Annotated in this window: 23 protein-coding genes; 11 read left to right on the top strand and 12 right to left on the bottom strand. The window is 69.4% G+C overall.

Translation table 11 applies throughout. The features are described from left to right. The first annotated feature begins 122 nt into the window (after window positions 1-122). The 3 genes from ACQPYK_RS50470 (at window position 123) to ACQPYK_RS50460 (ending at window position 4,699) form a co-directional block, all read left to right on the top strand. Window positions 123-1,277, top strand: a complete 1,155-nt coding sequence (locus tag ACQPYK_RS50470; protein WP_433259505.1) for a hypothetical protein — start codon at window positions 123-125, stop codon at window positions 1,275-1,277. A gap of 199 nt (window positions 1,278-1,476) precedes the next feature. Beyond that, complete coding sequence (locus ACQPYK_RS50465; RefSeq protein WP_433259504.1) at window positions 1,477-1,632, top strand: hypothetical protein; 156 nt, start codon at window positions 1,477-1,479, stop codon at window positions 1,630-1,632. Next, window positions 1,619-4,699 (top strand): Tn3 family transposase, encoded by a 3,081-nt coding sequence (locus tag ACQPYK_RS50460; RefSeq protein WP_433259502.1) that lies wholly within the window; start codon window positions 1,619-1,621, stop codon window positions 4,697-4,699. Before ACQPYK_RS50465 ends, ACQPYK_RS50460 begins: the two co-directional genes overlap by 14 nt. Window positions 4,700-4,908: 209 nt before the next feature. Here the strand turns inward: ACQPYK_RS50460 and ACQPYK_RS50455 are convergent, their stop codons facing one another. From ACQPYK_RS50455 to ACQPYK_RS50435, 5 genes are all read right to left on the bottom strand, one after another. Next, entirely contained in the window at window positions 4,909-5,667 is a 759-nt protein-coding gene (locus ACQPYK_RS50455; protein WP_433259501.1) for an SAM-dependent methyltransferase, read from the bottom strand. Beyond that, the gene (locus tag ACQPYK_RS50450) at window positions 5,664-6,257 is read right to left on the bottom strand and encodes a dihydrofolate reductase family protein (RefSeq protein WP_433259499.1); all 594 of its coding nucleotides are present in this window, start codon (window positions 6,255-6,257) and stop codon (window positions 5,664-5,666) included. The genes ACQPYK_RS50455 and ACQPYK_RS50450 overlap by 4 nt, the downstream gene beginning before the upstream one ends. A gap of 41 nt (window positions 6,258-6,298) precedes the next feature. After that, window positions 6,299-7,552: a glycosyltransferase gene (locus tag ACQPYK_RS50445; RefSeq protein WP_433259497.1), complete on the bottom strand. Its 1,254-nt coding sequence runs from the start codon at window positions 7,550-7,552 to the stop codon at window positions 6,299-6,301. 87 nt (window positions 7,553-7,639) lie between these two features. Then, complete coding sequence (locus tag ACQPYK_RS50440) at window positions 7,640-7,915, bottom strand: hypothetical protein (protein WP_433259495.1); 276 nt, start codon at window positions 7,913-7,915, stop codon at window positions 7,640-7,642. A gap of 219 nt (window positions 7,916-8,134) precedes the next feature. Continuing rightward, on the bottom strand, window positions 8,135-8,770 hold the full coding sequence (locus tag ACQPYK_RS50435) for a hemerythrin domain-containing protein (protein WP_433259494.1): 636 nt from the start codon (window positions 8,768-8,770) through the stop codon (window positions 8,135-8,137). 132 nt (window positions 8,771-8,902) lie between these two features. Between ACQPYK_RS50435 and ACQPYK_RS50430 the strand changes: the two genes are divergently transcribed. The 4 genes from ACQPYK_RS50430 to ACQPYK_RS50415 all read left to right on the top strand — a co-directional run bounded on the left by ACQPYK_RS50430 (window position 8,903) and on the right by ACQPYK_RS50415 (window position 11,577). After that, window positions 8,903-9,793 (top strand): LysR family transcriptional regulator, encoded by an 891-nt coding sequence (locus tag ACQPYK_RS50430; protein WP_433259493.1) that lies wholly within the window; start codon window positions 8,903-8,905, stop codon window positions 9,791-9,793. Between the two features lie 188 nt (window positions 9,794-9,981). Continuing rightward, window positions 9,982-10,860 (top strand): recombinase family protein, encoded by an 879-nt coding sequence (locus ACQPYK_RS50425; RefSeq protein ID WP_433259492.1) that lies wholly within the window; start codon window positions 9,982-9,984, stop codon window positions 10,858-10,860. Between the two features lie 213 nt (window positions 10,861-11,073). Further along, a complete protein-coding gene (locus tag ACQPYK_RS50420; RefSeq protein WP_433259490.1) occupies window positions 11,074-11,202 on the top strand; it encodes a hypothetical protein in 129 nt (42 codons plus the stop codon). Between the two features lie 108 nt (window positions 11,203-11,310). Further along, window positions 11,311-11,577, top strand: coding sequence for a hypothetical protein (locus tag ACQPYK_RS50415; protein WP_433259488.1), 267 nt, complete (start codon window positions 11,311-11,313; stop codon window positions 11,575-11,577). A 115-nt stretch (window positions 11,578-11,692) separates the two neighbouring features. Here ACQPYK_RS50415 and ACQPYK_RS50410 read toward each other — a convergent pair whose 3' ends face one another. The 5 genes from ACQPYK_RS50410 to ACQPYK_RS50390 all read right to left on the bottom strand — a co-directional run bounded on the left by ACQPYK_RS50410 (window position 11,693) and on the right by ACQPYK_RS50390 (window position 18,913). Next, window positions 11,693-12,178, bottom strand: coding sequence for a hypothetical protein (locus tag ACQPYK_RS50410; RefSeq protein WP_433259487.1), 486 nt, complete (start codon window positions 12,176-12,178; stop codon window positions 11,693-11,695). 139 nt (window positions 12,179-12,317) lie between these two features. Further along, window positions 12,318-14,981, bottom strand: coding sequence for a phospholipase A2 (locus tag ACQPYK_RS50405; RefSeq protein WP_433259485.1), 2,664 nt, complete (start codon window positions 14,979-14,981; stop codon window positions 12,318-12,320). A gap of 403 nt (window positions 14,982-15,384) precedes the next feature. Then, a protein-coding gene (locus tag ACQPYK_RS50400) for an IS5 family transposase (RefSeq protein WP_433237234.1) occupies window positions 15,385-16,202 on the bottom strand; the annotation gives its coding sequence in 2 pieces (ribosomal slippage) (window positions 15,385-15,860 and window positions 15,860-16,202; 819 coding nt in all). A gap of 270 nt (window positions 16,203-16,472) precedes the next feature. Then, window positions 16,473-16,913, bottom strand: a complete 441-nt coding sequence (locus ACQPYK_RS50395) for a hypothetical protein (RefSeq protein WP_433259483.1) — start codon at window positions 16,911-16,913, stop codon at window positions 16,473-16,475. Window positions 16,914-17,407: 494 nt separating this feature from the next. After that, window positions 17,408-18,913 (bottom strand): peptide deformylase, encoded by a 1,506-nt coding sequence (locus ACQPYK_RS50390; protein ID WP_433259481.1) that lies wholly within the window; start codon window positions 18,911-18,913, stop codon window positions 17,408-17,410. Between the two features lie 132 nt (window positions 18,914-19,045). Here ACQPYK_RS50390 and ACQPYK_RS50385 point away from each other — a divergent pair, with 132 nt between their 5' ends. Genes ACQPYK_RS50385 through ACQPYK_RS50370 form a run of 4 tightly spaced genes read left to right on the top strand, consistent with a single transcriptional unit; the run spans window position 19,046 to window position 22,467 of the window. Beyond that, window positions 19,046-20,029 (top strand): D-alanine--D-alanine ligase family protein, encoded by a 984-nt coding sequence (locus ACQPYK_RS50385; protein WP_433259480.1) that lies wholly within the window; start codon window positions 19,046-19,048, stop codon window positions 20,027-20,029. Between the two features lie 16 nt (window positions 20,030-20,045). Beyond that, window positions 20,046-21,074, top strand: coding sequence for a threonine ammonia-lyase (locus ACQPYK_RS50380; protein WP_433259479.1), 1,029 nt, complete (start codon window positions 20,046-20,048; stop codon window positions 21,072-21,074). Continuing rightward, window positions 21,019-21,675 (top strand): peptidase, encoded by a 657-nt coding sequence (locus ACQPYK_RS50375; RefSeq protein WP_433259477.1) that lies wholly within the window; start codon window positions 21,019-21,021, stop codon window positions 21,673-21,675. Before ACQPYK_RS50380 ends, ACQPYK_RS50375 begins: the two co-directional genes overlap by 56 nt. A gap of 15 nt (window positions 21,676-21,690) precedes the next feature. After that, entirely contained in the window at window positions 21,691-22,467 is a 777-nt protein-coding gene (locus ACQPYK_RS50370) for a M55 family metallopeptidase (RefSeq protein ID WP_433259806.1), read from the top strand. 135 nt (window positions 22,468-22,602) lie between these two features. On the opposite strand, the gene ACQPYK_RS50365 is transcribed toward ACQPYK_RS50370, so the two are convergent. Continuing rightward, window positions 22,603-23,184 (bottom strand): hypothetical protein, encoded by a 582-nt coding sequence (locus ACQPYK_RS50365; RefSeq protein WP_433259474.1) that lies wholly within the window; start codon window positions 23,182-23,184, stop codon window positions 22,603-22,605. A gap of 192 nt (window positions 23,185-23,376) precedes the next feature. After that, window positions 23,377-23,946 (bottom strand): hypothetical protein, encoded by a 570-nt coding sequence (locus ACQPYK_RS50360; protein WP_433259473.1) that lies wholly within the window; start codon window positions 23,944-23,946, stop codon window positions 23,377-23,379. Between the last annotated feature and the right edge of the window lie 71 nt (window positions 23,947-24,017).

Genomic DNA, 24,017 nt, shown 5'->3' with positions numbered 1-24,017 from the left:
CCAATTTTCCTCGTCTCGCGATAGCCGGGATTATCGCCATCCCGCGATCGACGCATCAAAACGTATCGTCGCGATGCATTTTTTAATCGTATCGAGCGAACGTGTTTTGGTATCGTGTCCGGGTGCATGACGACTCCTCCGGGGACTCGCCGCCCCGCCGTCCCCTCGACCTCCCCGCCGGGCTGCCCGCGCCCCCGGCGGCGCCGGACCCCGGCCCGGCCCGGCCCGGCAGCGCCCCCGCCCCGCACGGCCGCTGCGCCTGGGACAATGCGCCGCTGCCGCCCGCCACCGGCAAGCGGGCCCGCGTCTACTGCAGCGACGCCTGCCGCAACGCCGCCTCCCGCGCCCGCAAAAAGACCGAGCTGGCCGCGGTGACCACCGCGGTGACCGAGGCCGGCACCGCCCTGGAGCAGGCCCGCCCGCTGCAGGAGGAACTGCAGGCGACCCTCGACCGCTTCGCCGCGAAGGTCGACCTGGCCGAGCGCGGCGCCCTGGCCCGCCTCGCCACCCTCGAGGCCGAGACCGCCGAGGCCCGCGCCGACGCCCAGGCCGCCGGCGAACGGACCGCGGCCGCCGAGACCGCCCGGATCACCGCCGAGCGGAGCATGCGCGCGGCCCTGCAGGCGCAGCGGCAGGCCGAGGACCGGGAGAGCGCCGCCCGCGCCGACCTCGAACGCCTCACCCGCGAAAACCGGGAGGAGGTGACCAAACTCAGCACCGCGCTCGGCAAGGCCACCGAGGCCACCGAGCACGCCAAGGCGGTGCTCGCCGACCAGGCCAACCAGCTGCGCGCGCTGCGCACCGAGCTGACCGAGACACGCGCCGCCGCCACGGCGCTGCAGGGCGACCTGGCCGACCGCGAGCGGGACCTGGCCGCCGAGCGGGCGCGCGCGGCAGCGCTGGGCGACCAGCTCGCTGCCCAGCGCGGCCACGCTGACACGCTGGCCACCCAGCTCGCCGCCGCCCAGGACGCCAGCACCCAGGCCGGCGCCGAGCTCACGAAGCTGCGCGCCGAGCTCACGCGGCTGCGCGACACCCACGACGAGCAACTGCGCCTGCTACACGACGAGCTGGCGCAGGCCCGGACGCAGACCGCGGCCACCGAGACCACTCTCGCCCGCGTGCAGGCCCGACACGACGGCGCCCAGGAACGCATCGCCGACCTGCGCGGCCAGCGCGACGACCTCACCGCCCAGCGCGAGGCCCTGCGCGCCGAGGTGCGCGAGCTGCGCGCGCGCGTCGACTCCGGCTCCGATCGGCCGCGCCGTGACGGGTGACCCGATCCCCGCCCGGACCGGCCCCTGCCTTCCCATGGGCCCTCCGCTCGGGTCCGTGCGATGAGCCCCAAAGTAACTGAGAGCTATGTCTCAGTTCCGATACGTAGTGATCACGGCCTAGGGATACCGATCAGTAGCCGAATGATTACAGATCATCTTTCTTCTGACCTTCGGGGCACATCGGAAGAAGGGTGCCGAGATGCGGCGCGAGTGGGAGTTGGAAGACCTCATCGACTGCTGGACGCTGGATGAGGACGAGCAAGACCTGCTGGCCAACAAGTCCGGGGCGACGCGGCTGGGGTTCGTTATCTTGAGCCCTCAAGGCTCCGTCTCTGACGTGTATGACCTGCGCTAACTCCTTCCCGATCAACGTGGTGGACTTCATGGCCGGGCAGGTCAAGGTCGATCCTGCGCTGTTCGCCGACTACACCTGGTCGGGCAGCACGAGCGACTATCACCGCAAGCAGATCCGGGACTTCCATCAGTTCCGCGTTCCCACGGTCGGCGATGAGGACAAGCTGGCCGTCTGGCTGGCTGACGAGTTCTGCCCGGTGGAGATGTCGCGTGACCGGCTGCGCAGCGCTCTGCTGGTGCGCTGTCGCGAGTTGAGCATCGAGCCGCCCAAGCCCGCACCGATCGAACGGCTGCTGGGCGCCGCCGAGGCGATGTTCGAGCGCCAGTTCACCGAGACGACCATAGCGCGGCTGAGCGAGGAGTCGGTCGGCAAGCTGGAGGAGCTGATCGTCGCCGAAGACCCGGATCCCGAGGAGGGTGAGGACAAAGCCGACAACGGCGACAGTGAGGAGGGCCAGGCCAGCTCTTCGGCCGAGGAGGACGCTGCGCAGGACGACGGCGAGGCCGGCACCGATGAGGAGGACAAGAAGGACGGCAAGGGCGGCACGTCCGGTGGCGGGCGCGCGTTCTTGCAGGAGTTGAAGTCCGATCCGGGGCCGCTGCAGCTGGACACGCTGCTGGCCGAGATCGTCAAGCTGGAGCGGGTCAAGGCGATCGGGTTGCCGGAGGGTCTGTTCGAGGGGGTGTCGGAGAAGATCGTGGCCGGGTGGCGGGCGCGGGCGATGAAGATGTACCCCTCCGACTTCGCGGCCGCGCCGAAGCGGGTGCGGATCACGTTGCTGGCGGCGTTGTGCTGGGTGCGCAAGGCGGAGATGATCGACGGCCTGGTCGAGCTGCTGATCCAGCTCGTGCACAAGATCAGCGTGCGGGCGGAGAAGAAGGTCGAGAACGAGATCGCAGACGAGTTCCGCAAGGTGCACGGCAAGAACGGCATCCTGGTCAAGCTCGCCGAGGCCGCTTTGAAGCTGCCGGAGGAGATCGTGCGCAAGGCGCTGTATCCGGTGGTGGGCAAGCGCACGCTGGAGGACATCATCGCCGAGGCCAAGGCGAACGAGAAGATCTTCAACACCCGGGTGCGGACCAAGCTACGCGGCTCCTACTCCCACCACTACCGGCGCGGCCTGCCCAAGCTGCTGCGGTCGGTGAAGTTCCGCTGCAACAACGACACCTTCAAACCGGTGATGGACGCGCTGAAGCTGCTGGAGCGCTACCAAGACAGCGACGAAGCCTTCTACGCCGCGGCCGAGGCGGTGCCGCTGGAGCATGTGGTGCCCGAGGACTGGCGGGAGGTGGTGGTCGACCCCGACAGCGGCCTGGTCGAGCGCATTCCGTATGAGCTGTGCGTGCTCGTCGCCTTGAGGAAGGCCATCCGGCGGCGAGAGATCTGGGTGGAGGGCGGCCACATCTGGCGCAACCCCGAAGCCGACCTGCCCCCTGATTTCGAGGACAACCGGGACGTGCACTACCGGGAGTTGGCCAAGCCCCGCGACCCCGAGCAGTTCCTGGCCGACTTGAAGAAGCGGCACGTGGCGGCGCTGGACAAGCTGAACCGGGCGCTGAAGAAGGGCACCACCGGCGGGGTGAAGGTCACCCGCAAGAAGGGCGAGCCGTGGATCAACGTCCCGCCGGTCGCCAGACAGCCCGAACCGGCCAACTTGAAGAAGCTCAAGCGGGAGATCTCCCGCCGGTGGGGCGTGATCGACCTGCTGGACCTGCTCAAGAACGTCGACCACAAGACCGGCTTCACCGCCGAGTTCTCCTCGGTGGCCTCCCGTACCGTCACCGACGCCGACGTGCTGCGCCGCCGGCTGCTGTTATGCGTCTACGGGCTGGGCACGAACGTCGGGATCAAGCGGGTCGCCGACGGCGTGGCCGTGGCCAGCGCCGCGCAGGACGCAGCGGGGAACACGGCGGGTAACGCTGACAGTGAGGCGGCGCTGCGGCGCACTCGGCGGCTGTTCATCAACCGCGACAACCTGCGTTCGGCGATCCGCACCGTGGTCAACGAGACGCTGGAGGCGCGGGATGTGGAGTTGTGGGGGCCGGGCACCTCGTGCGCGTCCGGCTCCCGCAAGTTCGGATCATGGTCGGCGAACATGATGACCGAGTGGCACCAACGCTATGGAGGTGCCGGAATTATGGTGTATTGGCACGTAGAGCGTAAATCGGTGTGTATCTACAGCCAAGTCACCAGCACGTCGGCCTCCGAGGTCGCCTCGATGATTGAGGGCTTGCTGCGGCATCTGACCTCGGCGGAGATCGATCGCCAGTACACCGATACGCACGGAGTTTCGATCGTCGGGTTTGCCTTCGCGCATTTGCTGGGCTTTCAGCTGCTCCCTCGGTTGAAGAACATCGGCTCCGCGCGGCTGTATCGGCCCGGGATCAGCGAGGATGAGGCGTGGCCGGAGCTGGAGGAGGTGCTGTCGAACAAGACGATCGACTGGGATGTGATCGGTCGGCACTACGATCAGATGATCAAGTACGCGACCGCGCTCCGTCTGCGGACCGCGGAGGCCCATCAGATGCTGCGCCGCTTCACCCGGGGCGACCCCAAGCATCCCACCTACCAGGCGATCGAAGAGTTGGGCCGCGTGATCAGGACGGTTTTTATCTGCGAGTATCTCGCGGACGAGGCGCTGCGCCAGGAGATTCACGAGGGCCTGAACGTGGTGGAGAACTGGCACGCGGCCAACAAGGACATCTTCTACGGCAAGGCCGGCGACCTGACCGGCGACGACCGCGAGAGCGTCGAGGTGTCCGCGCTCGCGTTGCACCTGGTCCAGGCCTCGATCACCTACCTGAACACGATCCTGATCCAGACCGTCGTGCGCGATGCGAAGTGGCGCACGAAGCTGACCGCCGTCGACCTGCGCGGCCTTTCGGCGCTGTTTTGGACTCACCTCAACCTGTACGGCAGGCTGGAGCTGGACATGAGCCGCCACTTGGACCTGGATCTCGGCGGTGCCGCGCAAGGGCAGTGCGTCGGCGATGGCGCGACCGCCGAGGAACGTCTCGAACACCTCGGTGGGCACGACGGCACAGCGAGCGATGCCGGCCCCGAATGACCCGCCCCGCACAGGACGGACCGCGTGCTCAGGCCAGGCATCCTGAGGCAGGACCCTGCTGATATCGATAGGAGTATCTGGCGTCTCCGCAGGTCGACATACTGTTGATCAATAGGGCGCGTAGGGGTATGCCGCCTCGCACTCTTGCCCGGGAGGTGTTTCGACTGCTTCCGGGGCAAGAGTGCGAGGTGCTGTTCGGACGGGTCTGGCTACTGCGCGTGCCGCAGCAGCAGGGTGGCGAAGCCGAGCTTGTCGCGGTAGCCGTTGAGCCACATGTCACGGTGTTCCAGCGCGGTGGCCAGCGCGGTGTCGCCGTCGGGCCCGGGGTGGTCCACCGCCCAGCGGGTCAGCGTGCCGGTCCATGACCACTCGTACTCGTCCCATTCGTCCAGTGAGCTGGTGTGCGCGTAGACGGTGCGATAGCCGGGCTCCTCGGCCTGGGCGAGGAGCCCGGCCAGGTCGGGGTAGTGGCCAATCTCGGCCTCCAGCTCCGGTGACGGGGGCGTCTGCCAGAAGCCCTCGCCCACCAGCACCAGCCCGCCCGGCCGGATCAGCTGCCTGATCGCCTGCAGGGTCGGCGTGAGGCCGTCGTAAGCGTGTGTGGAGCCCACACAGAGCACCAGATCGTACGGCTCGGCAGCGCGGAAGTCCGCCGCCCCCGCCTCGTGCAAGCGGATACGCTCGCCCAGACTGCGGGCCTCGGCGTGCTCGGCCGCGGCGGCCAGGGCGCTGGCGGAGATGTCCACGCCGTCGGCGCTCGAGCCGGGGAACAGCTCCAGTGCCCGCAATGTCCACATGGCCTCGCCGCAGCCGAGGTCGAGGATCCGGGCGCCGTCGCGGAGCTTGGCCCGGCGCAGCAGCTGGTCCAGGTTGGCGGCGCTCACCGGGGCGGCGATCGGGTGGTCGGAGTGGGCGATGCTGCTGATCAGAGCGCGGTCCATCGGTTCCTCGTTCGGTTCCTTGGTCACGGCGTGCGGGTGTAGGTGAGGAAGAGGGCACCGCTGGGCAGGGCGGTGTTGTCGGTCAGGGTGTAGCGGTGCGGGCTGAAGGGCGTCTTGTCGCCGAAGAGCGGGATGCCCGTGCAGGCGGTGACGGGGTTGACCTTGAGGATCAGCTCGTCGATCTCTGCGTGCAGCGCGCCGGCGAGTTCGCCGCCGCCGACCAGCCAGATCCCGAGGCCGTCCTGGGCCTTGAGCTCCCTGATCTTCTCGACGGGGTCGGTGGCGACGATGTCCACCGAAGGGTCCTGGCTGGGGCCGAGGGTGCGGGAGAAGACGTAGTGCCGCAGGTGCGGGTAGGCGTTGGTGACGCCCATGTCCAGGCCGAGCTGGTAGGAGCGGCGGCCCTCGACGACGGTGTCGAAGCTGGTGCCGGACGCGGTGATGCCCATCGCCTCGCGGGCCATGACCGGCAGGGTCTCAGGGTAGTGCGTGATCATCTGCTCGACGTAATCGGGGGTGAGGGTGAACAGCCCGCCCGGCGCGGACGGGTCGGCGCCGGTGGGGTCGGCGATGAAGCCGTCGAGGCTGGTGGCGACGTAATAGGTGAGCTTGCGCATGATTCCGATCTCTTCGCTATGTGTGAAGGGGTTTGTGGTCGTTAGCTGTGAAGGGGTCGTTGGCGGCCGGCCGCGTGGTCGGCCACGTCGAACAGGAGCTTCGCGGCGACCGTCGCACCGTCGGTGCGGATCGTGGCGGCCACGGCGGCCGCTCGCACGCGGACCTCGGGGGTCAGGGCCGCTGTGAGTGCGGCTGACAGCGACTGCGTGGTGGGGGTCGGGCCGTCGTGGGCGATGCCGATGCCCAGCTCTGCCACCCGGCTCGCGAAGTAGGTCTGGTCCACGGTCTGCTGGGGAACCACCACCTGCGGCACGCCCGCCCAGGTGGCCGTCGTGGTGGTGCCCGCCCCGCCATGGTGAACGACAGCGGCAACGCGGCGGAACAGGGCCTGGTGGTTGGCTTCGCCGACGGCCAAGCAGTCGTCCTGGTCGTCGATCAGGGCCAGGTCGGCCCAGCCCCGGGACAGCAGCGCTCGGTGGCCGTGGGCGCGGATCGCCTCGATCGCCGCCCTGGCCATCTCGTGTGAGCCGGTGGTGGGCATGCTGCCGAAGCCCACGTAGACCGGTGGGGTGCCGGCGTCCAGGAACGCCTGGACCTCGGGCGGGAGCGGGCGCTCGTCCGGCAGGAGCCATGCGCCGGTCTGCACCACCTCGAGGTCCGCCGGTTCCTGCCACAGGCCCAGGATCGGGTCCGCCGCGAGCCATGGCCTGCCGGTGAAGGCGTAGTCGCGGATGTTGTCCACCGGTGACAGGCCGATCGCGGCGCGGTGCGTGTTGATTGCCTCGGCGAACAGCGCGTTCGCGCTCTGCGCGTCCAGGTCCCACAGCGCCAGGTGGTCGCTCACCTCCGCCGGCAGGGGCCGGAACGGCCGCGCGGCCGGTGGGTGGTGCGGCGAGGGCAGGGTGACCGCCTGGTAGCAGGCGTACACGTAGGGGATGCCGAGCTTGTCGGCCACCGAGCGTGCGGAGGCCACGGCCGGCAGCACACCGGTCGCCAGCATCACGTCGCACTCGTCGGCCGCCTCGGCCAGCGTGTCGAAATGCGCGGCGACCAGCTCGGCCGAGATCTGCTGGAAACCCGCAGCGCCCGGTGGTCGCGCCCCGGTCGCCAGGGAGCGCAGCGCCGGGCCGACGGGCGCCATCTGCACGCCCATGCCGGCCAGCCGCTTGGCGAACTCCTCGTCTGGCGGCGCGCAGACCCGCACCTGCGCGCCGAGCTCCCGCAGCCGCACCGCGAGTCCCGCTAGGGGCTCGACGCCGCCACGCGAGTCGTACACCGACAACAACACACGCATCTCACAACTCCAGTTCTCTAGATTCCGGCCGCCGGGTTTCAGCTGCGGCGTGTGGTTGTCGCCGTGTGGCAGGTCTGGCCGGGGGCGTCAGGCGATCCACGGCGGGAGGATCCTGTCGGTACTGCCCGGGACGCCGGCCCGGGCGCCGGCGGAGGCGGTGACGACGGCGGTGAAGCCCCGCGGGCCCGCGCTCACCTGACGGATGGCGTCGGCGGCCAGAATGGCGGTGTCGCCCTGGCCCAGATGCAGGTCCTGGCCGTCCAGGGTGATCGTCGCCTCGCCGGCCATGAGCGCCCAGACCTGCTTGGCGTCGATGAGGTGGACCGGGCCTTGCGCATCCGGGGCTGCATCTCCACACGCCACAGCGCCAGCCCGGCTCCGCCTTTGAGAAGGGGAGACCAGGGTGGTCATGACGCCGGCCGGGGTCTCGGTACGGCGGGCGCCGGCAGAGCGGATCAGTGACATGGCAGACCAATCATTGGGAACGGGACATTGGCCAACCCCTATGGGCGGCGAGCTGGAACGGCCACGGCCAGGCGCCCCCGGCTCCTGGGGCATCGGCATAGTGTCGGAGCGCCGCCATCAGGCGGTAGCGCTCCAGCGGTCTAAAGCGGTGTAGGCAGGTCGCCAACGGTGCTGATAGGCGTGGCGGACCGGCTCGGAGAAGCCGGCCAGCACGGCGGCGACGCTCTGATCACTCGCGCCGTCCAGCAGCCAGGGCAGGATCCGGGGAGCGTCCGAGCCGATCCACCGAGCGTGAATCTGCTTGAAACGCTTCCACTGCCGACGACTGGTGACTGCCAGGATCAGCGGCACCGCCTGGTCTTCCTCATGCCGCAGATGCCCGATCATCCCCGTGGCCAGCGAGTCGGTGAGGTCACCGAGCTGGTCCACCCCGGCTTCGGGGTCGGCTAGGACCGCGTCGATCACGTCGATGACCTGCTCGATGGCCTCGTGCTCGGCTTCCAGCACCTCCAGCGGCACCAGGTCGCCGGGCCGTCCGGCCAGGCTCTGGCGCAAGCCGGGCCACAACGCGTCGTTTCCGGCGGCGTGATGGACGCGCAGGGCCGTCTTGAACAGCTCCCAGCCGGCGGCGCTGCCCAGGACAGCCTGCGGGTCGCGGTCGGCCCGGGCGGTGGCCCGAGCCAGCTGCCGCGCTTCCCGACCCAGCGCGTCGTGCATGAGGTACATCACCGACAGATCGAGCGTGCCGCCCATCGCCCCTCCCCTCGCATGGCCAGCCTGGCCCGATTTCAGACGTCCCCCACTCTGGAATAGGGCATGACCTGTATCAACCCGAACTTCCGTATACTCCCGATAACGTGTGGGTTATCAACGAGATGGAATGACGTGGAGCTGCGGGACATCGAGATCTTCCTGGCCCTGGCCGAAGAGCTCCACTTCGGCCGCACAGCGGCCCGCCTGCACATCTCTCAGGCGCGTGTCAGCCAGGCGATCAGCCAGCAGGAACGCCGGCTGGGCAGCGCGTTGTTCGACCGCTCCAACCGCCGCCAGATCCACCTCACCCCGCTCGGCCGTCAACTCCGTGACGACCTGCGACCGGTCTACGCGGGACTGCGCGACAGCCTCGAACGCGCCCACCTCGCCGCCCGCGGCATCACCGCGCAACTGCGAGTGGGCATGATCCCCCTCAACGCCCACGACCTGCGCCTCTACTGGGACACCTTCCGCGCCCGCCATCCTCAGTGGCAGCTGCAGATCCAGCACGCCCCCTTCGTCGACCCGTTCGCCGGGCTGCGCCGCGGCGACCTCGACATGCTGGTCTGCTGGCTGCCGGTCGAAGAACCCGACCTGACCGTAGGCCCGGTCCTGTTCGCCGATCCGCGGGTGGTGGCCGTGGCCGCCGAGCACGAACTCACCCGGCGCACCTCCGTCTCACTGGACATGCTCGCCGACTTCCAGCACAGCGACGGCCCATCGGTGCCGGACTACTGGGCCGAGGGCTTTGTCCCGTCTCACACCCGCTCAGGACTACGGATCGAGCGCGGCCCCTTGGTCCACAGCACCGAGGAGATCCTCACCCTGGCCAGCACCGGAGAGATCGTCAACCTCTTCCCCGCCCACATGAGGCGTTACTGGAGCCGGCCCGACATCGCCTACCTTCCCGTCACCGATATCGACGCCCTGTCGTTTGCCCTGGTGTGGCGTACCGAGGCCGAGAACGACCTCATCCGCGCCCTGGCGCAGACCGCCCGCGACCTCGGCCCCATCACCTTTTGACAATGCCGCCCCCGGCCTTCGGACGCCGTCGCTCCGAGCGACAGTAACTACTGATCACTCGCAGAAATGGTCAGTTCTGCGAGAGCCGTACGGTCGTCGACGCGCGTCCGGTTTGTCCTCGACCGTCGTTATCAGAACCTCTCGCAAAACATTCCTCGCAGAACCTGGCTTGCGATAGGTTCTGCGACATGAGCGATCTTGCCGACCCGGCCGCCGCCGTCGAGGCCTTCGACTGCCCGATGTGCGCCGCGCCGGCGGGCAGCGCCTGCCGTACCCGCAGCGGCAACGTCGCGCCGAAGTACCACACCCAGCGCTTCACACTGGTGCCCCAGCTGCGCGCCGAGCTCGAAGTCCGGACCCCCGCAGATCGCGGCCCCGGCCGCGCCTGGAAGCCTGGCCCGCCGCGCGAGGCCTTGCCCGTCGGCGCCGCCGCGAAGCCGACCCGGGTGGGCTATGGCCGCTGCAGCAGCGCCCAGCAGGAGCTGGATAGTCAGCTCGACGCCCTGCGCGAGGCGGGCTGCGACCCGATCTTCTCCGAGAAGATCAGCACCCGGATCAAGGTACGGCCGGAATTCACCAAGGCGATGGACTACGCCCGCACCATCAAGCAGGCCGTCCCCCACCAGCGGGTCATCTTCACCGTGCACGAGATGAAACGCCTCGGCCGCGGCGCCGCCGAGCTACTGACCATCGCCGAAGACCTACGCCGCACCGACATCCAACTCGAACTACTCACCGGCCCGCTCCAGGGCCTCTACGACCCCTCCGGCCACGGCGCCGCCCTGTTCGCCTTCTTCGCCGGCATGGCCGAATCTGAGCGCGAGTACATCCGGGAGAAGTCCCTGGAGGGGCAGGCCTCTGCCCGTGAGCGCGGCCGCCACGGCGGCCGGCCGAAGGTCTTCGACGACGACATGATCGCCTACGCGCGCAGCCTGCGCGCCCGCGGCGTGCCCGTGCCTGACATCGCCGCCAAGCTCATCATCCCCACCGGAAAGAACAAGGGCCACCACCCCTCCGTGGCCAGCGTGTACCGCATCCTCGCCGACAACGACAGCGCGACAACCTGACGCTCTCGTGCGCGCTGCGGATTCAAGGTCGCTTCGCCGAGGGTAACCGCAGCGACTAATAGTCACTTCGGTTACTGAGAGTTACTTTGGGGCTCATCGCACGGACCCGAGCGGAGGGCCCCATGGGGCGGGGGCCTTCGCCGGTCCCCGCTGCGCTGCTTCAATAGCGATGATCCCATCGACGAGCCCACCCCGCACCCCACGGAGATGTCCATGCCTGGCCTGTACGATGACGGCGCCGCCTACGGTCCCGCCGAGACCCTGACCCGCGTCCTTATCGACCCCGACGACGGCGGCGGGATCTACGACGACGGCGCGGTGTACGGGCCGCCCGGATGCTAGCCGCCATGCCGCGCGAGGAGCAGGTGAACGGCGTCGGGGACCAATGGGGCGGCCGTTAGCGTTAAGCCCGCTCCGGGGCCCAGCGGTTCGAAGGTCGGCGAAGTCGGCGTGGGTCTGGGCGACGGCTTCCGGGTAGGTCCTCCTCTTCTCGTGCTCGGCGAGCGCGCGGTAGATGCCGGCGAGGCCGGGGTTCTGACCCTTGCGCTTGCCGGTGGGGATGATCAGACCCGGGCGGATCTGCTCGACGGACCCGCCGTTCGCCCGGCGTCGCAGCACGGTGTGCAGCGTGTCGTCGATGATGACGGGCGGCCTGCCCTTGCGGGCGGCGGCGTCGAGCCCTTCGAGGCGAGCTGGGATTTCACCCCTGCGTCGTAGGTGTTCTCGGAAGCTTGAGCCGTCTCCGCTTCCGAGAACACGGTCTTCCTGGAACCCGGTGACCTGGGCAGACCTGCCTACCTTGAGGTTGGGGACATGTCCGGGAGGAGGACGCCTAGGCCGGGCTTCTCCGCCGGGAGAGCATGAGTCCTGCAGCCATGATGAGCGCGCAGACGACAACAGGCCATCCCCAGGGGCGACGCGGCGCCCATGCATCGAATGCGATCATCAGGCCGGAGGCGAGCGTCATGACGGTGAGGAACCATCCGAAGGTCCGGCCAAAGGTCTGCGTGCGCGACAGCGTCATGAGGACGGTCAGCGCGCCGGCGGTGATGACGCCGGGCCATCCGAGCGCCACGTATTCCCATCCTGCGGTGGTGCTGTGGCTTGCGTCGCGCAGGACGGCGAAGACGGCATCCCCGGCGAACCAGTCGATAAGCGATATGGGGAAACTCAGGACGGCCATGACCAGGCGTCCGTAGATCTGGTCGCCGAGATGGTTGTTGATCGTCTCCCATGTCAGGATGGCGACGGCCGCCAGGTAGGCGCTCGACGTTGTCACAGTCCCGAACCGTGCGGGCGAGGAGGGCTTGTCGCTCATGTCTTCTCGTTTCGTTGCGGCTGTCCTGGCATCATGTGGTCGTTGGAGCGCTTGATGGATGGTGGCGGCAACGCGGAGTGGGTTTCGCGCGGGCTGTCAACCCGCTCCGCGTCGCCCGTTCAAGCGAATAGGGGTGGCGCTAGATAGCGCTGTCGCCCTTGGCTCGCACCGCGTTGTAGTAGATGTTTGCCCAGTCGTTGCAGCGTTCCCTGTAGATCGACACGTTCTGGGCGGCACAGATCCGCGTCTTCATGATGGTCTTGAAGACGGCGTCGACATGGGTGCGCTTGGACCTGGGCAGCCCGTTGCTCATGCCGTTCAGCTTGTTGCGGATCAGGCCATAACCGTAGTCGTGGGAGTCGCAGGCGGGTTTGAAGGTCAGCCCCGGCACCGTGGGCGGCTTGTCGCCAATCAGGGGAGCCGAGCAGCCGTCGTTAGTGATGCCGTACACCGAGCCGCCGGTCTTGGTGCCCTTCCAGAACGGGGTTCGCCACACCGTCCCAGAGCCCTTCAGCACGTCGACCCTGGTGCTGCACCGCCCGTACAGCATGTAGTCGGAGGCATAGGGTGCCGGGCATGAGCTGGCTGCTGCCCGAAGCATGACGGGCGCGGACTGGGTCGCGGTGGCCAGCTTGCCCGGGGCGGAGTAGCTCAGCTTCCATGTGCCGTCCGACGGAGTGGTGAGCTGGGTGATGTTGCCCGAGCTGTCGTAGGCGTAGGTCCACGTCTTGACCGGGTCGCCGTCGAGCTGCCGGCTGTCTTCGACCTTACGCAGCCTCTTCAGGTTGTCGTAGGCGTAGGTGACCGCCGTGACGGGCGTGGCTGCCGGGCCGGCGTGCGTGATCGCCTTGAGCTGTCCGGCGATATCGGCGAACATGGTGGCGGTGGCGGTGGTGGCGGTCGCGTACTGGTAGGTCGCGAAGGCGCATCCGGCGGCGCCGGCGACGGTGCAGTCATCCTGCGGAGTGGCGGGCTGGGCCAGACCGCTGATCCGCCCCTGGGCGTCGTAGGCGACGACGGTCATGCCGGTGTCGTCGCTGCCGAGCTTGGTGATCAGGATGTCGGTGCCGACCTTGGTCCAGGTGTAGGTCATGCCGGTGTCGAGGCGGGCCTGGGTGAAGGTGCCGTCGGCGTTCTTGACGACGGTGCCGATCTCGGGGGCGACGTAGGTGCCTGGCTTAGCCGGGTCCGCCTCGTAACGATCCGATCCGGTGCCGCTGGTGTGGTTGACCTGGATATAGCCGTTGGCGCTGAAGTCCTTCAGCCGCGTGCCGAGCACCCCATCAAGGGGCTCCAGACGCCAGTGCGGGCCCAGGACGCTCTCGTTGGGCAAGGTAAGATCGATGCGCTGACCCGCGCTGTGGCTGCGGGTGGTGAGCAGCCCGTCAGTGTCGAGGTCGATCGCGCTGGTGACCCAGACGCCCGTCTCCGGCTCGACCTGCCCGGGCTTGAAGTCGGCCGGTCCGGGGTCGGCGGGGTCCTCGCCCTCGCCGGGGGTGATCACCTCGTCGGAAGTGACCTCCAGCATCGGGAGCGCTACCTCGTCGGTGTTCTCGGCGGAGGCGAAGACACGGTAGTTCGTGGTCGCGGTCTCGGTGGGGGACTGCAGGACCAAGCCGTGGTTGGCGGTGCCCGCCGCCCACTTGGCCACGATGGGGGTGATATCCCAGCTCATGGCACCGCTGCCGCAGGAGCCAAGCTGGGAGCCTTCGGTGGAGGTGACCGCGTCTTCGGTGGTGTTGCTCGGCTGCGGGGTCCAGGTCTGGGCAGTGGCGTCCCAATGACTGGTGACCCTGCGCACCTGGATCCCGGCACCGACCGCCGTACCGCAGGCGGGCGCGTCCAGGTTGGACAGCTTGAGCACGGCCTTGGTCGGCGTCTTCAGCCCCTGGGTGTTGAAGCGCAGGTAGGCACGAGCCTTCTCACCGTCGGCCTCGGTGCCTGCCTTCAGATAGCCGCCGGAGACGTTGTTCCAGTCGAAGGCGCTGTTGACGTCGGTGTCGTCGTTCAGCGGCAGCACCACCGACGGGTCGACGGTGACGGGATAGACGGTGGCCGGGTCGGCCAGGAACTCCGCCGACGGCTTGAGCACCAGAGCCTTGCCGCCGCCGGTGTCGGTGACGGCGGCGTCGATCTGGCCGACCTTGGCCTTGTCCTTGGATGCGCTGCGCAGCTGGTGTTTGTCGCCCGGCTGCCGGGCGTGCAGGGAGGCGGCGTCGTACAGGGCCGGGGTGGAGGAGGCGGCGATGACCTTGTCGCCGTCCTTGATCGCCACCCGGTCGCCTTCAGCCTTGGCGACGGTGAGGCCGTGGCCGGTGACGGGCACCGTGATCTCGACTGGGCCGGTGGGCCTGCGGTTGAGCACGACGTCGAAGCGCAGGCCGGTGGGCAGTGCGGTGGCCACCAGGTCACCGGCGCCATCGGCGGCGACGCCGCGGTAGATGGCCTTGTTGCCATCGATGTCGGGCTTGGGCAGCTGGCCGTCCCAGCCCAGCTCGACCGACTCGCCGCCCTCCCGGCGCAGTCGGGCGAAGGCGCCGCTGCCGCCAGCGGAGAAGCTCACGTCGCCCTTGGTGGCCTTGGGCCGGATGCCGTCGCCGTCGGCGATCAGGTCGGTGTCGATGTCGGCCCAACTGCCGTCGTCCTGCTTGACGCGGATGGGACCGGCGTGCAGTTCGGTGACCGTGCGGCCGTCGGCCAGCCAGTAGGTGGTCGACGTCTCGGTCCGCTCGGTGATCGTGCGGGGCTGACCGTTCGCGCTGGCGGAGGGGGAGGGTGGCGGAGTGGGCGTTGCTGAGGCCACTGCTGTGGTGGTGAGCACTGCTAGCGCGCTGAGGGCGCACGCTGCCGCCAGCCGTCGAGAACTTCTCATTAACACCCTTAAAGGGGAAAGATCGGATAAAAACGACGTAAAGCTAGCACGGGGGCAGCGGCTCAAATCAAGATCGAAAGCGCCGATTCCGCCCTGTGACCTGCAGCAGTCAGCGCAGAAGTAACGCGAGCCTCGCTGTTGTCAGGGTTCTCGCACGCCACACCGGCAACTCAAGCGGCGCTGCTGAAGCGAATGTGTGTTCCATGTCATGCCAGCGGAGCCTTCTTAGAGCTCCTGAGGAGCTGGGTGACGTCGCCCGCGGTTGCCGCCGGTCGGGATCACCGCGAGGGGGATGCCGGTGGCGTCGGTGATCAGGTGGTGCTTAGACCATGTCCTATATGGTGAGTTTGAGATGTCGCTTATGGCAGGTCATGGCTGCAGCGAGGGTGAGAAAGGCCAGGTAGGCGTAGGGGTGACGCTCGTAACGGGGTGACAGGCGCCGGTAGCCGAACAGCCAGGAGATAGTTCGTTCGATCACCCAGCGATGGCGGCCCAGTCGCTGGCTGGACTCGACGCCCTTGCGGGCGATACGCACTCCGATGCGCTTGCCGCGCAGCCATCGCCGCAGCTCAGGATGGTCATAGGCCTTGTCGGCGTGGAGCTTGCCGATCTTGCGATACCGGCCCTGCACAGGGCTGTGTCTCAATTGGAGGGCGAGCACCATCGGCTTCAACCAGCGGCTGTCGTGGACGTTGGCCGCGAACAGGCCGACGACCAGAGGCAGTCCGGCCGCGTCCGACAGGACGTGCAGCTTGGAACCGGGCTTACCCCGGTCCACGGGCGAAGGACCTGTGTGTTCGCCCCCTTTTTGGCGCGCACATGCGCCGAGTCGAGCACCACGCGCGACACATCCAGCAGGCCATCGCCGGCCAACTGGTCCAGGACGGCCTGGTGCAACCGCTCCCACACCCCGGCACACGACCAGATCAAAAACCGGCGATGCACAGTGGACTTCGAGGCTCCGAAACACGGCGGCAGCGCCCGCCAGGAGCATCCGCTGACCAGCACGTAGACGATCGCGGCGAACACCGCCTCATCAGCGACACCGACGATCCCGCCGCCCTGCGGGCGCACCCGAGGCGCCGGCAGCAACGGCCGTGCGATCTCCCACAACCCCGCCGGGACGATCCAGTCCCATTGCCCGCCGTCCATGGTGAGTTCAACGACTCACCCACCATGTAGGACACGCTGTAAGTCCCCGGTCGGCTGCTCGTCTCCAGCGGCGGCTCAATGCCGGAGCAGTCCGGTCACAGGTATGGGGTCCACGCGGCCGCCCGGCGGACGGGCGTTGTCCAGTCTCAGCGCGATGTCGATGATCACGGCCCGCTCCAGCTCGGGCACCTCGGTGACCGGGACCCATGCGGCCAGGTCGGTGGAGCCGTCGACCTCGTTGCGCAGGAGAATCGGCGCCCCCTCAGGACTTCACTTCTTCTCGGAGAAGGCGGCGCGCAGCGCGGAACCGCGGGTGATGACGGCGACGCCGATCAGGGCGAGAGCGGACAGGCCCTGGAGCACGGCGTACCACGCTGGGCAGAGGCCGGGGATCAGGTCGACGCCGATGATCGCGACCGGCAGGATGGTGGACAGGGTGCGCAGCCGGTCGAAGGCCTTGTACGACCCCTCCGAAGCGCGGACAGTCATCCGGTAGATCAGCGGGGTGACCGCGAGCAGGATGGCTCCCCGGATCCACATGAACGAGGTCGCCTCGTAGCCGATGAACGCCATCACGGCAACCGTCCCGAGGACGATGGCGCTGACGGCACCGAAGAGCGTGATGCACTTCTTCACCGTGGTGAAGGCCTCCTGGGTGCGGGCGTCGCCGAGGTGCGCCGTCGCGGTCGTGATGTCGTCGGCGTTCGCCATGGTCTTTCTCCTCCGTGTCGTTGTGGTAGCGATGTTATGGAGCGCCTGGCCGGCCCGATATGGGCTTGGCCGTACGGATGGGTGGGGCCAGACCCACTCCTGGGTTGGTGGTCGGCTTCGGCGATTCGAGTGGCCGCACAGCTTCTCGCGCAGCTCGGGCGTGAGCTTGGTGGGACGTCCCGCTGAGGCCTTCAGGCGGGTCGGGGATGCACGGAATGGCCCTCCACTCGGGTCGGCGTCACCAGGGGCAGTACAAGTAGCTGTGAGTGGTCAGCTCCGCTGTCGGGCAGGAGTTTCCCCACGGCATCGGGCCTGCTCATCGGCCTACCCGAGAAGGCGGACGTTCCCGGACGACTCCGAAGCGCTACGACTTTCCACCCTGCTCAAAGACTCGGCCGAAGGGGTTGACCTGGCCTTTCTCGGCTGCTTTTCCCCTGGTGACGCTGACCCGAGTGGAGGGCCGACGAAGGCGCCGGCGGATCGGGCTTTCGTCGTTAGGAGCGCCGCCAGGGCTGACCGATGCCGCGATACTCCTCCACGGGGATGGGTTTGACGCCCTCCCGCATGCGGCTGGTGTACAGGCGGCCGGCAAGGTGGTCGATCTCGTGGGCGACGAGGCGGGCCAGCCCGTACGGGAATGCGGTGATCTTGGTGTGTCCGTCCAGGCCGGTGTGCTCGACCTCCAGGGTGAGCGGTCGACCGACCATGCCGCGCACGTCGAAGAAGGACAGGCAGCCCTCGTACTGCTCGTCGGTCTCGGTGGAGGCGTCGGTGACGCGAGAGTTGAGCAGCACGATGGCGTCGGCGTCGGGGTCGGGCGGGATGACGATGGCGGCGGCCCGACCGATGCCGATCTGCGGGGCGGCCAGCCCCATGCCCTTGCCGAACACGTGCTGTTCGCGCACCCGCTGTAGCGCGGCGAACAGGGCGTCGATCACCTCACGGGCCTGGGCGACGTCGGCGGGCAGGTCGAACGGCGTGGCGGTGGCGGCCAGGATGGCGTCGCCGGCCTGGACGATGCCGGCGGCTTTCATCCGGTCGCTGCTGGTGCGCAGGCTCGCCGTCTCGCCGGCGTCTTGGTCGGGCCCGGCTCGAAAGCGCCATTCCAGCCGGTAGCGGGCGCCCATCGGCGGCTCAGCGGTCCCCCAGGTGAACAGCACGTCGTGCTCGCGCTGGGTGCGGGTGATGGGGTCGTGCAGCGGGACGGCCTCGGCGGTGGTGGAGGTCTCGGTGCCCCACACCACGGGATCCAGGGCGGCCGGGAAGCTCAACGCCACGCCGAGGTGCTGGGTGGCCAGCCGTATCGCCCGCTGGAACCACGGTCCCCATTTGGTGTCCGGGACGGTGTAGGCGTAGGTGATCGTGGCGCGCTCGCCCGGATACAGCGGGAACTTGCCGCGATCGTTGGCGAAGCAGAGCCAGGCCTCTTTGAAGCTGTCGCGGTCGTGCTTGGGTTGGAAGTTCATCGGCTCGCCGTCGCAGTCGGCGATGAGGTTCAGCTCGTCCCAGGTGAGCGGGTGGCTGCGGTAGTGGGCGTTGGAGCGGGCGGGCTGGCCCGGGTAGCGGTCGACGCTGATGCGTACCAGGTAGCGGGTGACCGGGTCGGCGCCGAGGTTACGTAGGCGGCGGCGCATGGTCGCGGTGTAGACGCCGTCGGCGTAGCGCAGTTCGGCGTGGTCGTCTTCGACCAGCAAGCCACCCACGGCGGTGGAGGCCGGTCCGGGGTGCGCGGCAGGGCCTGCCGAGCCCGCCTGCCAGGCGCGCCACACCGTGCCGCAGGCCGACAAAGCGGCCTCGGCCCGGCGGGCGAAGTCCTCGCCGGCCTGATGCCGCCCGGACTCGATGTGGCTGATGTAGGACGGGTCGAAGTCCATCGCCACCGCCAGCGCCTTCTTCGACAGGCCGCGGCGCTCGCGCCAGGACTTCAAGACCGTGCCGAAGTCCTGCGGGCTCTGCTCGGGCTGGCTGTGCTCAGACTGGCTGTGCTCGGGGGTCGCCACACCCCTATCTTCTCCCGGCCCGGGCGTGAACAGGTGAGTGAAGGGTGAGTGAGCCGCCTTCATCCTGACCTCACGGGCCGGGGCCGGGGTCTGCTGGCAGGCGACCAGTTCCCCCGACCTGCTGGAGAGCTCATGTCCCCGCTCATCGACACCCAGCTCGCGCTACCCGGCCAGGGCCGGATCGGCGTGCTGACCGGCGGCCGTTCCCGCGAACGGGCCCGTTCCCTGTTGTCCGGCAACACCGCGCACGCCAGCCTGCTACGCCAAGGCCTGTCCGCGGTACTGATCGACACCGCCGAACCCGGCCTGGCCGGCAAGCTGGCCGTCCTCGACGTGGCCTTCCTGGCGATCGCCGGACAGTATGCCGAGGACGGCAAGCTGCAGGGCCTGCTGGAGCATCTCGGCCTGCCCTACACCGGCTCCGGCGTGCTGGCCAGCGCGCTGGCGATGCACAAGACGGCGGCCAAGGCCATGGTCGCCGCGCACGGCGTCAGCGTCCTGCCCGGCCGCGTCATCGACGGTGAGCGGCCCGCCGACGTGGTCGCCAAGGACCTGGCCGACGCCATCGAGCTGCCGATCATCATCAAGCCGGTGTCGGAGGGCGGCTCCATCGACATGCGCTTGGGCCGCACCGAAGACGACCTCGCCGTCGCGGTGGCCGAGCTGCGCGCAGGCGGGCAGGCGCTGTTCGCCGAACGGTTCTGGCCTGGCCACTCGGTCACCGCCGGCGTCCTGGACGACGGCGCGCAGCTGCGGGTGCTGCCGTTGCTGGAGACCCGGCCGAAGGGCGGCGGCTTCTACGACTACCCGACCAAGAACGACCCGGCCGCCTTCACCAATCACTGCCCCACCGTGCTGCCGCCGCAAACCGAGGCGCTCATCAGGCAGCAGGCCCAGGCCGCGCACCGGGCGCTGGGCTGCTCGGGCTACTCGCGTAGCGACTTCGTCGTCGACGCAGCCGGCGAGCAGGTGTGGTGGTTGGAGACCAACACCCTGCCCGGCCTGTCGGCCACCGGCAACTTGGCCACCATGGCGGCGGCCGACGGCCTGGGCTACGACGCGTTGATCGCGTTCATCCTGTCCACCGCGCTGATGCCGCACGGCTACCGGCCCTGACGAAGGAGGTACGACCGTGATCGGCATCGATGACATCCGCACCGCCGCCGCCCGCCTGGCCGGACACACCGCCCGCACGCCCGTGCTGGCCGCGCCGGCTCTGGACGAGCTGTGCGGCGCGCCGGTGGTGTGCAAGGCCGAAAACCTGCAGCGGACCGGCTCGTTCAAGCTGCGCGGCGCACTCAACCACGTGCTCAGCCTGACGGCGGCCGAACGCGCCGGCGGGGTGATCGCGGCCTCCTCCGGCAATCACGCGGCTGCCCTGGCCTGGGCGGCCCGCCACGTCGGCATCTACTCCGTCGTCGTGGTGCCCGCCGACGCCCCGCCGCTGAAGGTGGAAGCGGCCCGCGCGCTGGGGGCCGAGGTGGTCTTCTACGCCCGCGGCGGCGACGACCGCGACGCTGTGGTGGCCGACCTGGCGGCCAAGCGCGGCCTGGCCGTCGTGCCCTCGGCTAACTCCGAGCAGGTGATCGCGGGCGGCGGCACCGTCGCCGCCGAGCTCCTTGACCAGTGTGAGCAGCTGAGCGTGCTGGTGGTGCCGGTCGGCGGGGGCGGCCTGGCCGCCGGCTGCGCGGTGGCCGCCAAAGCCCTCAACCCCGCCATCCGGGTGGTCGGCGTGGAACCCGAATCCGGCGCCGACACCGTCTTGTCGCTGCGCCAGGGCGGCCGGGTGAGCATCCCCACGCCCGCCACCATCGCTGACGGGCTCACCCACCACGCCCCGGCGCCGCTGCCGTTCGAGGTCAACCAGGCGTTGCTGGACCAGGTGGTCACCGTCACCGACGTCGAGATCGTCGAGGCGATGGCGGCCTGCTTCACCCATCTGAAGGCCGTCGTCGAGCCGAGCGGCGCGTGCGCGCTGGCGGCGGCGATGTGCGGGCGGATCGAGATCTTTTCCGGCACAATCGGTGTGGTCCTGTCCGGGGGGAACATCGCCTGGACCACGTTCCGGTCGCTGGTCGGCCGCGCCGAGACCGCTGGGGGAGATCGTGGGGTGCCTGGCCTGCACGCCGGGGGCGTGCAGCAGCGAGCAGGCACTGCATGACGGCGTCGGTCTGTTCACCCAGTACATGAGCCCGGAGCGGATCGCGGCCATCGCCTACCACGGCGCCGATGCGGCCGATGATCCGCTCTGGCACCTGTCCGGAGCCGCCAGCCGCTCCGAGTACGGCCGCTGGTGCCGGCACGCCTGCGGCATGGCCTGCCTGCAGATGATCCTCGACCACCGCGACGGGCACGCCCCGCCGCTGCTGGAACTCCTGCGCGGCTGCCGCGCCTACGGCGGCTACGTCGAAGACGACGCAGGCCAGATCAAGGGCCTGTACTACGCGCCGTTCGCCGACTACGTGCGCGCCGAGCACGGCCTGCACGCCGACGTGCACCCGCACCTGGCCGCCGCCGAGCTGCCCGGCCTGCTCGCCGAGGGGCACCTGGTGATGGCTTCCGTTCACAAGGAGATCCGCCGATCGGACCTGCCCGCGCCCGGCCGGGGCGGGCACCTGGTCCTGCTCACCGGCCACGATCACGGCATGCTCCATCTGCACAACCCTTCCGGCCACACGCCTGAAGCCCGCCGGGCCAGCCTGCCCATCGAGGTGTTCGAGACGTTCTTCGCCGGCCGCGGCATCGCCCTGCGCACGAGCTAGAACATCGCCGTGGCAATCAAGGTGCTGATCTCGGTGGACATGGAGGGGATCGCCGGCATCGTCCATCCCGCCGAGACCACCCCGGAACGCTACGACTACGAGCGCGGCCGGAGGTTGATGACGGCGGCGGCCGAGGTGCTGGTGGCCGATGCCCACGGCACCTACCGCAACATCCTGCCCGAGGACCTCGACCGACGAGCCCGGCTGATCCGCGGCAAACCCCGCGAACTGGGCATGCTCGCGGGCCTGCAGGCTGGCGCCCAGGCGGCGATGTTCGTGGGCTACCACGCCCGCGCGGGCGCCCGCGGCGCCGTGCTCGCCCATACCATCGCCGACGCCATCCTCGACGTCCGCATCAACGGCGCCTCGCACGGCGAGATCGGCATCAACACCCTGTTGGCGGGCTCGTACGGCGTGCCCGTCGTGCTGGCCAGCGGAGATGCCGCGGCATGCGAGGAGTTCAGCGCCCTGGCGCCCCAGGCCGTCACCGTGCCGGTCAAACGCGGCCTCGGCCAGCACGCGGCCGACGGCATGCACCCCGGCGAAGCGCACGAGCTCCTGCGGCGCGGCGCCAGCCAGGCGATGCGGTCGCACGCCACCAGCCCGCCGGTCTCGGTGCCGCAGCCGCTCCGCATTGAGATCGACCTGCACCAGCCGCGCGCGGCGGACCTGGCCGCCCTCATGCCCGGCGTCACCAGAAGCGGGCGCACCGTCGCCTTCGATGCCGAGACGATGACGGCCGCCTACGGCATGCTCCAACTCATCGTCGCGCTCACCCAGAACGAGCCGTAAGCATCAGGGACGGCCCGCCGTAGGGGTGCGCGAAGGGCCCTGGAGGGTTTCGGTGGGATCGAGTGCCCGAGCGCGGGCGGCGGGTGCGTCCGATCGGTGGCCTGTTCGCCGGGCCTCCGGCGGCGCCGTGGTGGGTCAGGCGACGGAGTGGTTGATCGTGCCAGTGTAGGTGCCGGCGACGGCCTGTGCGGGGATGTTGATCACGATGGTCGGGGTCCAGGTGGCGGAGTTGTTGCCGGAGCCGGTCGTCTTGCTGTAGGCGGTGCGCGTCACGGTCAGTGTCTGCGCGGCCGCCGCGTCGATCTGGCCGGGCACGAAGGTGCCGGTGCCGGTGGTGGTAGCGGTGCCGGACCAGTACAGGACGGCGCTGGTGGGAACGGTCTCAGGCGCGGTGCCGCCGCCGGTGGTGAAGCCGGCCGGCGCCGCGATCACCGACGCCACCCAGGTGGCGGTCAGCGCCGCGCGCTGGTCGGAGACCGTGACCGGGCCGAGCGGCCCGCTGATCTGGGTGCCCGGCGCGCCGCTGCCGATGTTGACCGGACCGTCGGGAACGGTGATGGTCAGCCCGCCCGGGGCGGTCACGGTGAAGGTCACCGTGGTGGAACAGGTGGTCGAGGCGGGGCAGGTGCCGGCGTGGGCGGGCAGGGCCACCATCACCATGGCCGCCACCATGCCGGCGGCGCTGGCCAATGAGATGCCCAGACGGCTTTTAGACACTACTAGCTCCTTCATCGAATGCCCGCCCTACCTGGGCCGTTGCGGCGTGATCCCTATCCTGCGCGGACAGTGGCCTGCAGCGGGTCGTCCCGCGGGGACATCTGGGAACTTTTGGCGATCCCATGGTGCTTGGTGGTCATTGCGCGCGTCGGGCTGCGGCGCCGTCCGACGCCTGGAGGCTCGCCTGGACGCTCAGGCGACCGAGTGGGTGATGGTCCCGGTGTAGGTGCCCGCAGCGGCGGCGGCCGGGATGGTGACGACGAGCGTCGGCTGCCAGCTGGTGGAGTTGGCGATGCCGATCAGCTTGCGCCCGCTGAACGCGGTCGCCGGCGCGGTCAGGGTGACCTTCTGGGCGGCGGTGGGCTGCCCGGGGACGCGAGTGCCGCCGCCGGAGGAGGCGGTGGTCGACCCCGACCAGTAGGAGACGTTGGCCTTGGTGATGGTCCGCACCGGCGCGCCGGTGGTGAAGTCGGTGGAGGCCACGGTCGCCGTCCAGGGAGGGTTGCCCGATCGGGAGTCGACCACGGTCACCGTGCCCAGGGACGCGCTGAGCGTACTGCCCGCCGTGCCGCTGCCCAGGCTCGCCGAGTCGGGCACGGTGATCGCCAGCTGGTCGGCGCGCCAGGCGACCGTCACCGGCGCCGCCGTCGCAGCCGCGGTCGCGGCGGCGTTTCGGGCGGGGGTGAGCAGGCCGCACGCCAGGGCGAGCGCCGCCGCGGCGGGCAGCAGCCGCCCGAGCGGGGCGGCCGGACGCGTGCTCATGATCAAGGTTCCTCCCGGTGGGGAGCCTAGCCACCGGCGCGGCGCGGGGTTCGCCTCGCTGCTGGGGGGAG

The organism is Streptosporangium sp. CA-135522 (assembly GCF_050949235.1).
GTDB lineage: Bacteria > Actinomycetota > Actinomycetes > Streptosporangiales > Streptosporangiaceae > Streptosporangium.
Note: the sequence above shows the minus strand (reverse complement) of the source record. Positions and strands in the feature narration are given on the sequence as shown.

Bases quoted from the DNA above. Each gene is read 5' to 3' on its own strand.
- ACQPYK_RS50425 (WP_433259492.1), top strand. From the start codon at position 9,982: ATGAGCGATCTTGCCGACCCGGCCGCCGCCGTCGAGGCCTTCGACTGC.
- ACQPYK_RS50435 (WP_433259494.1), bottom strand. From the start codon at position 8,770: ATGGGCGGCACGCTCGATCTGTCGGTGATGTACCTCATGCACGACGCG.
- ACQPYK_RS50465 (WP_433259504.1), top strand. From the start codon at position 1,477: ATGCGGCGCGAGTGGGAGTTGGAAGACCTCATCGACTGCTGGACGCTG.
- ACQPYK_RS50360 (WP_433259473.1), bottom strand. From the start codon at position 23,946: ATGAGCACGCGTCCGGCCGCCCCGCTCGGGCGGCTGCTGCCCGCCGCG.
- ACQPYK_RS50395 (WP_433259483.1), bottom strand. From the start codon at position 16,913: ATGGCGAACGCCGACGACATCACGACCGCGACGGCGCACCTCGGCGAC.
- ACQPYK_RS50385 (WP_433259480.1), top strand. From the start codon at position 19,046: ATGTCCCCGCTCATCGACACCCAGCTCGCGCTACCCGGCCAGGGCCGG.
- ACQPYK_RS50460 (WP_433259502.1), top strand. From the start codon at position 1,619: ATGACCTGCGCTAACTCCTTCCCGATCAACGTGGTGGACTTCATGGCC.
- ACQPYK_RS50420 (WP_433259490.1), top strand. From the start codon at position 11,074: ATGCCTGGCCTGTACGATGACGGCGCCGCCTACGGTCCCGCCGAGACC.
- ACQPYK_RS50410 (WP_433259487.1), bottom strand. From the start codon at position 12,178: ATGAGCGACAAGCCCTCCTCGCCCGCACGGTTCGGGACTGTGACAACG.
- ACQPYK_RS50450 (WP_433259499.1), bottom strand. From the start codon at position 6,257: ATGCGCAAGCTCACCTATTACGTCGCCACCAGCCTCGACGGCTTCATC.
- ACQPYK_RS50445 (WP_433259497.1), bottom strand. From the start codon at position 7,552: ATGCGTGTGTTGTTGTCGGTGTACGACTCGCGTGGCGGCGTCGAGCCC.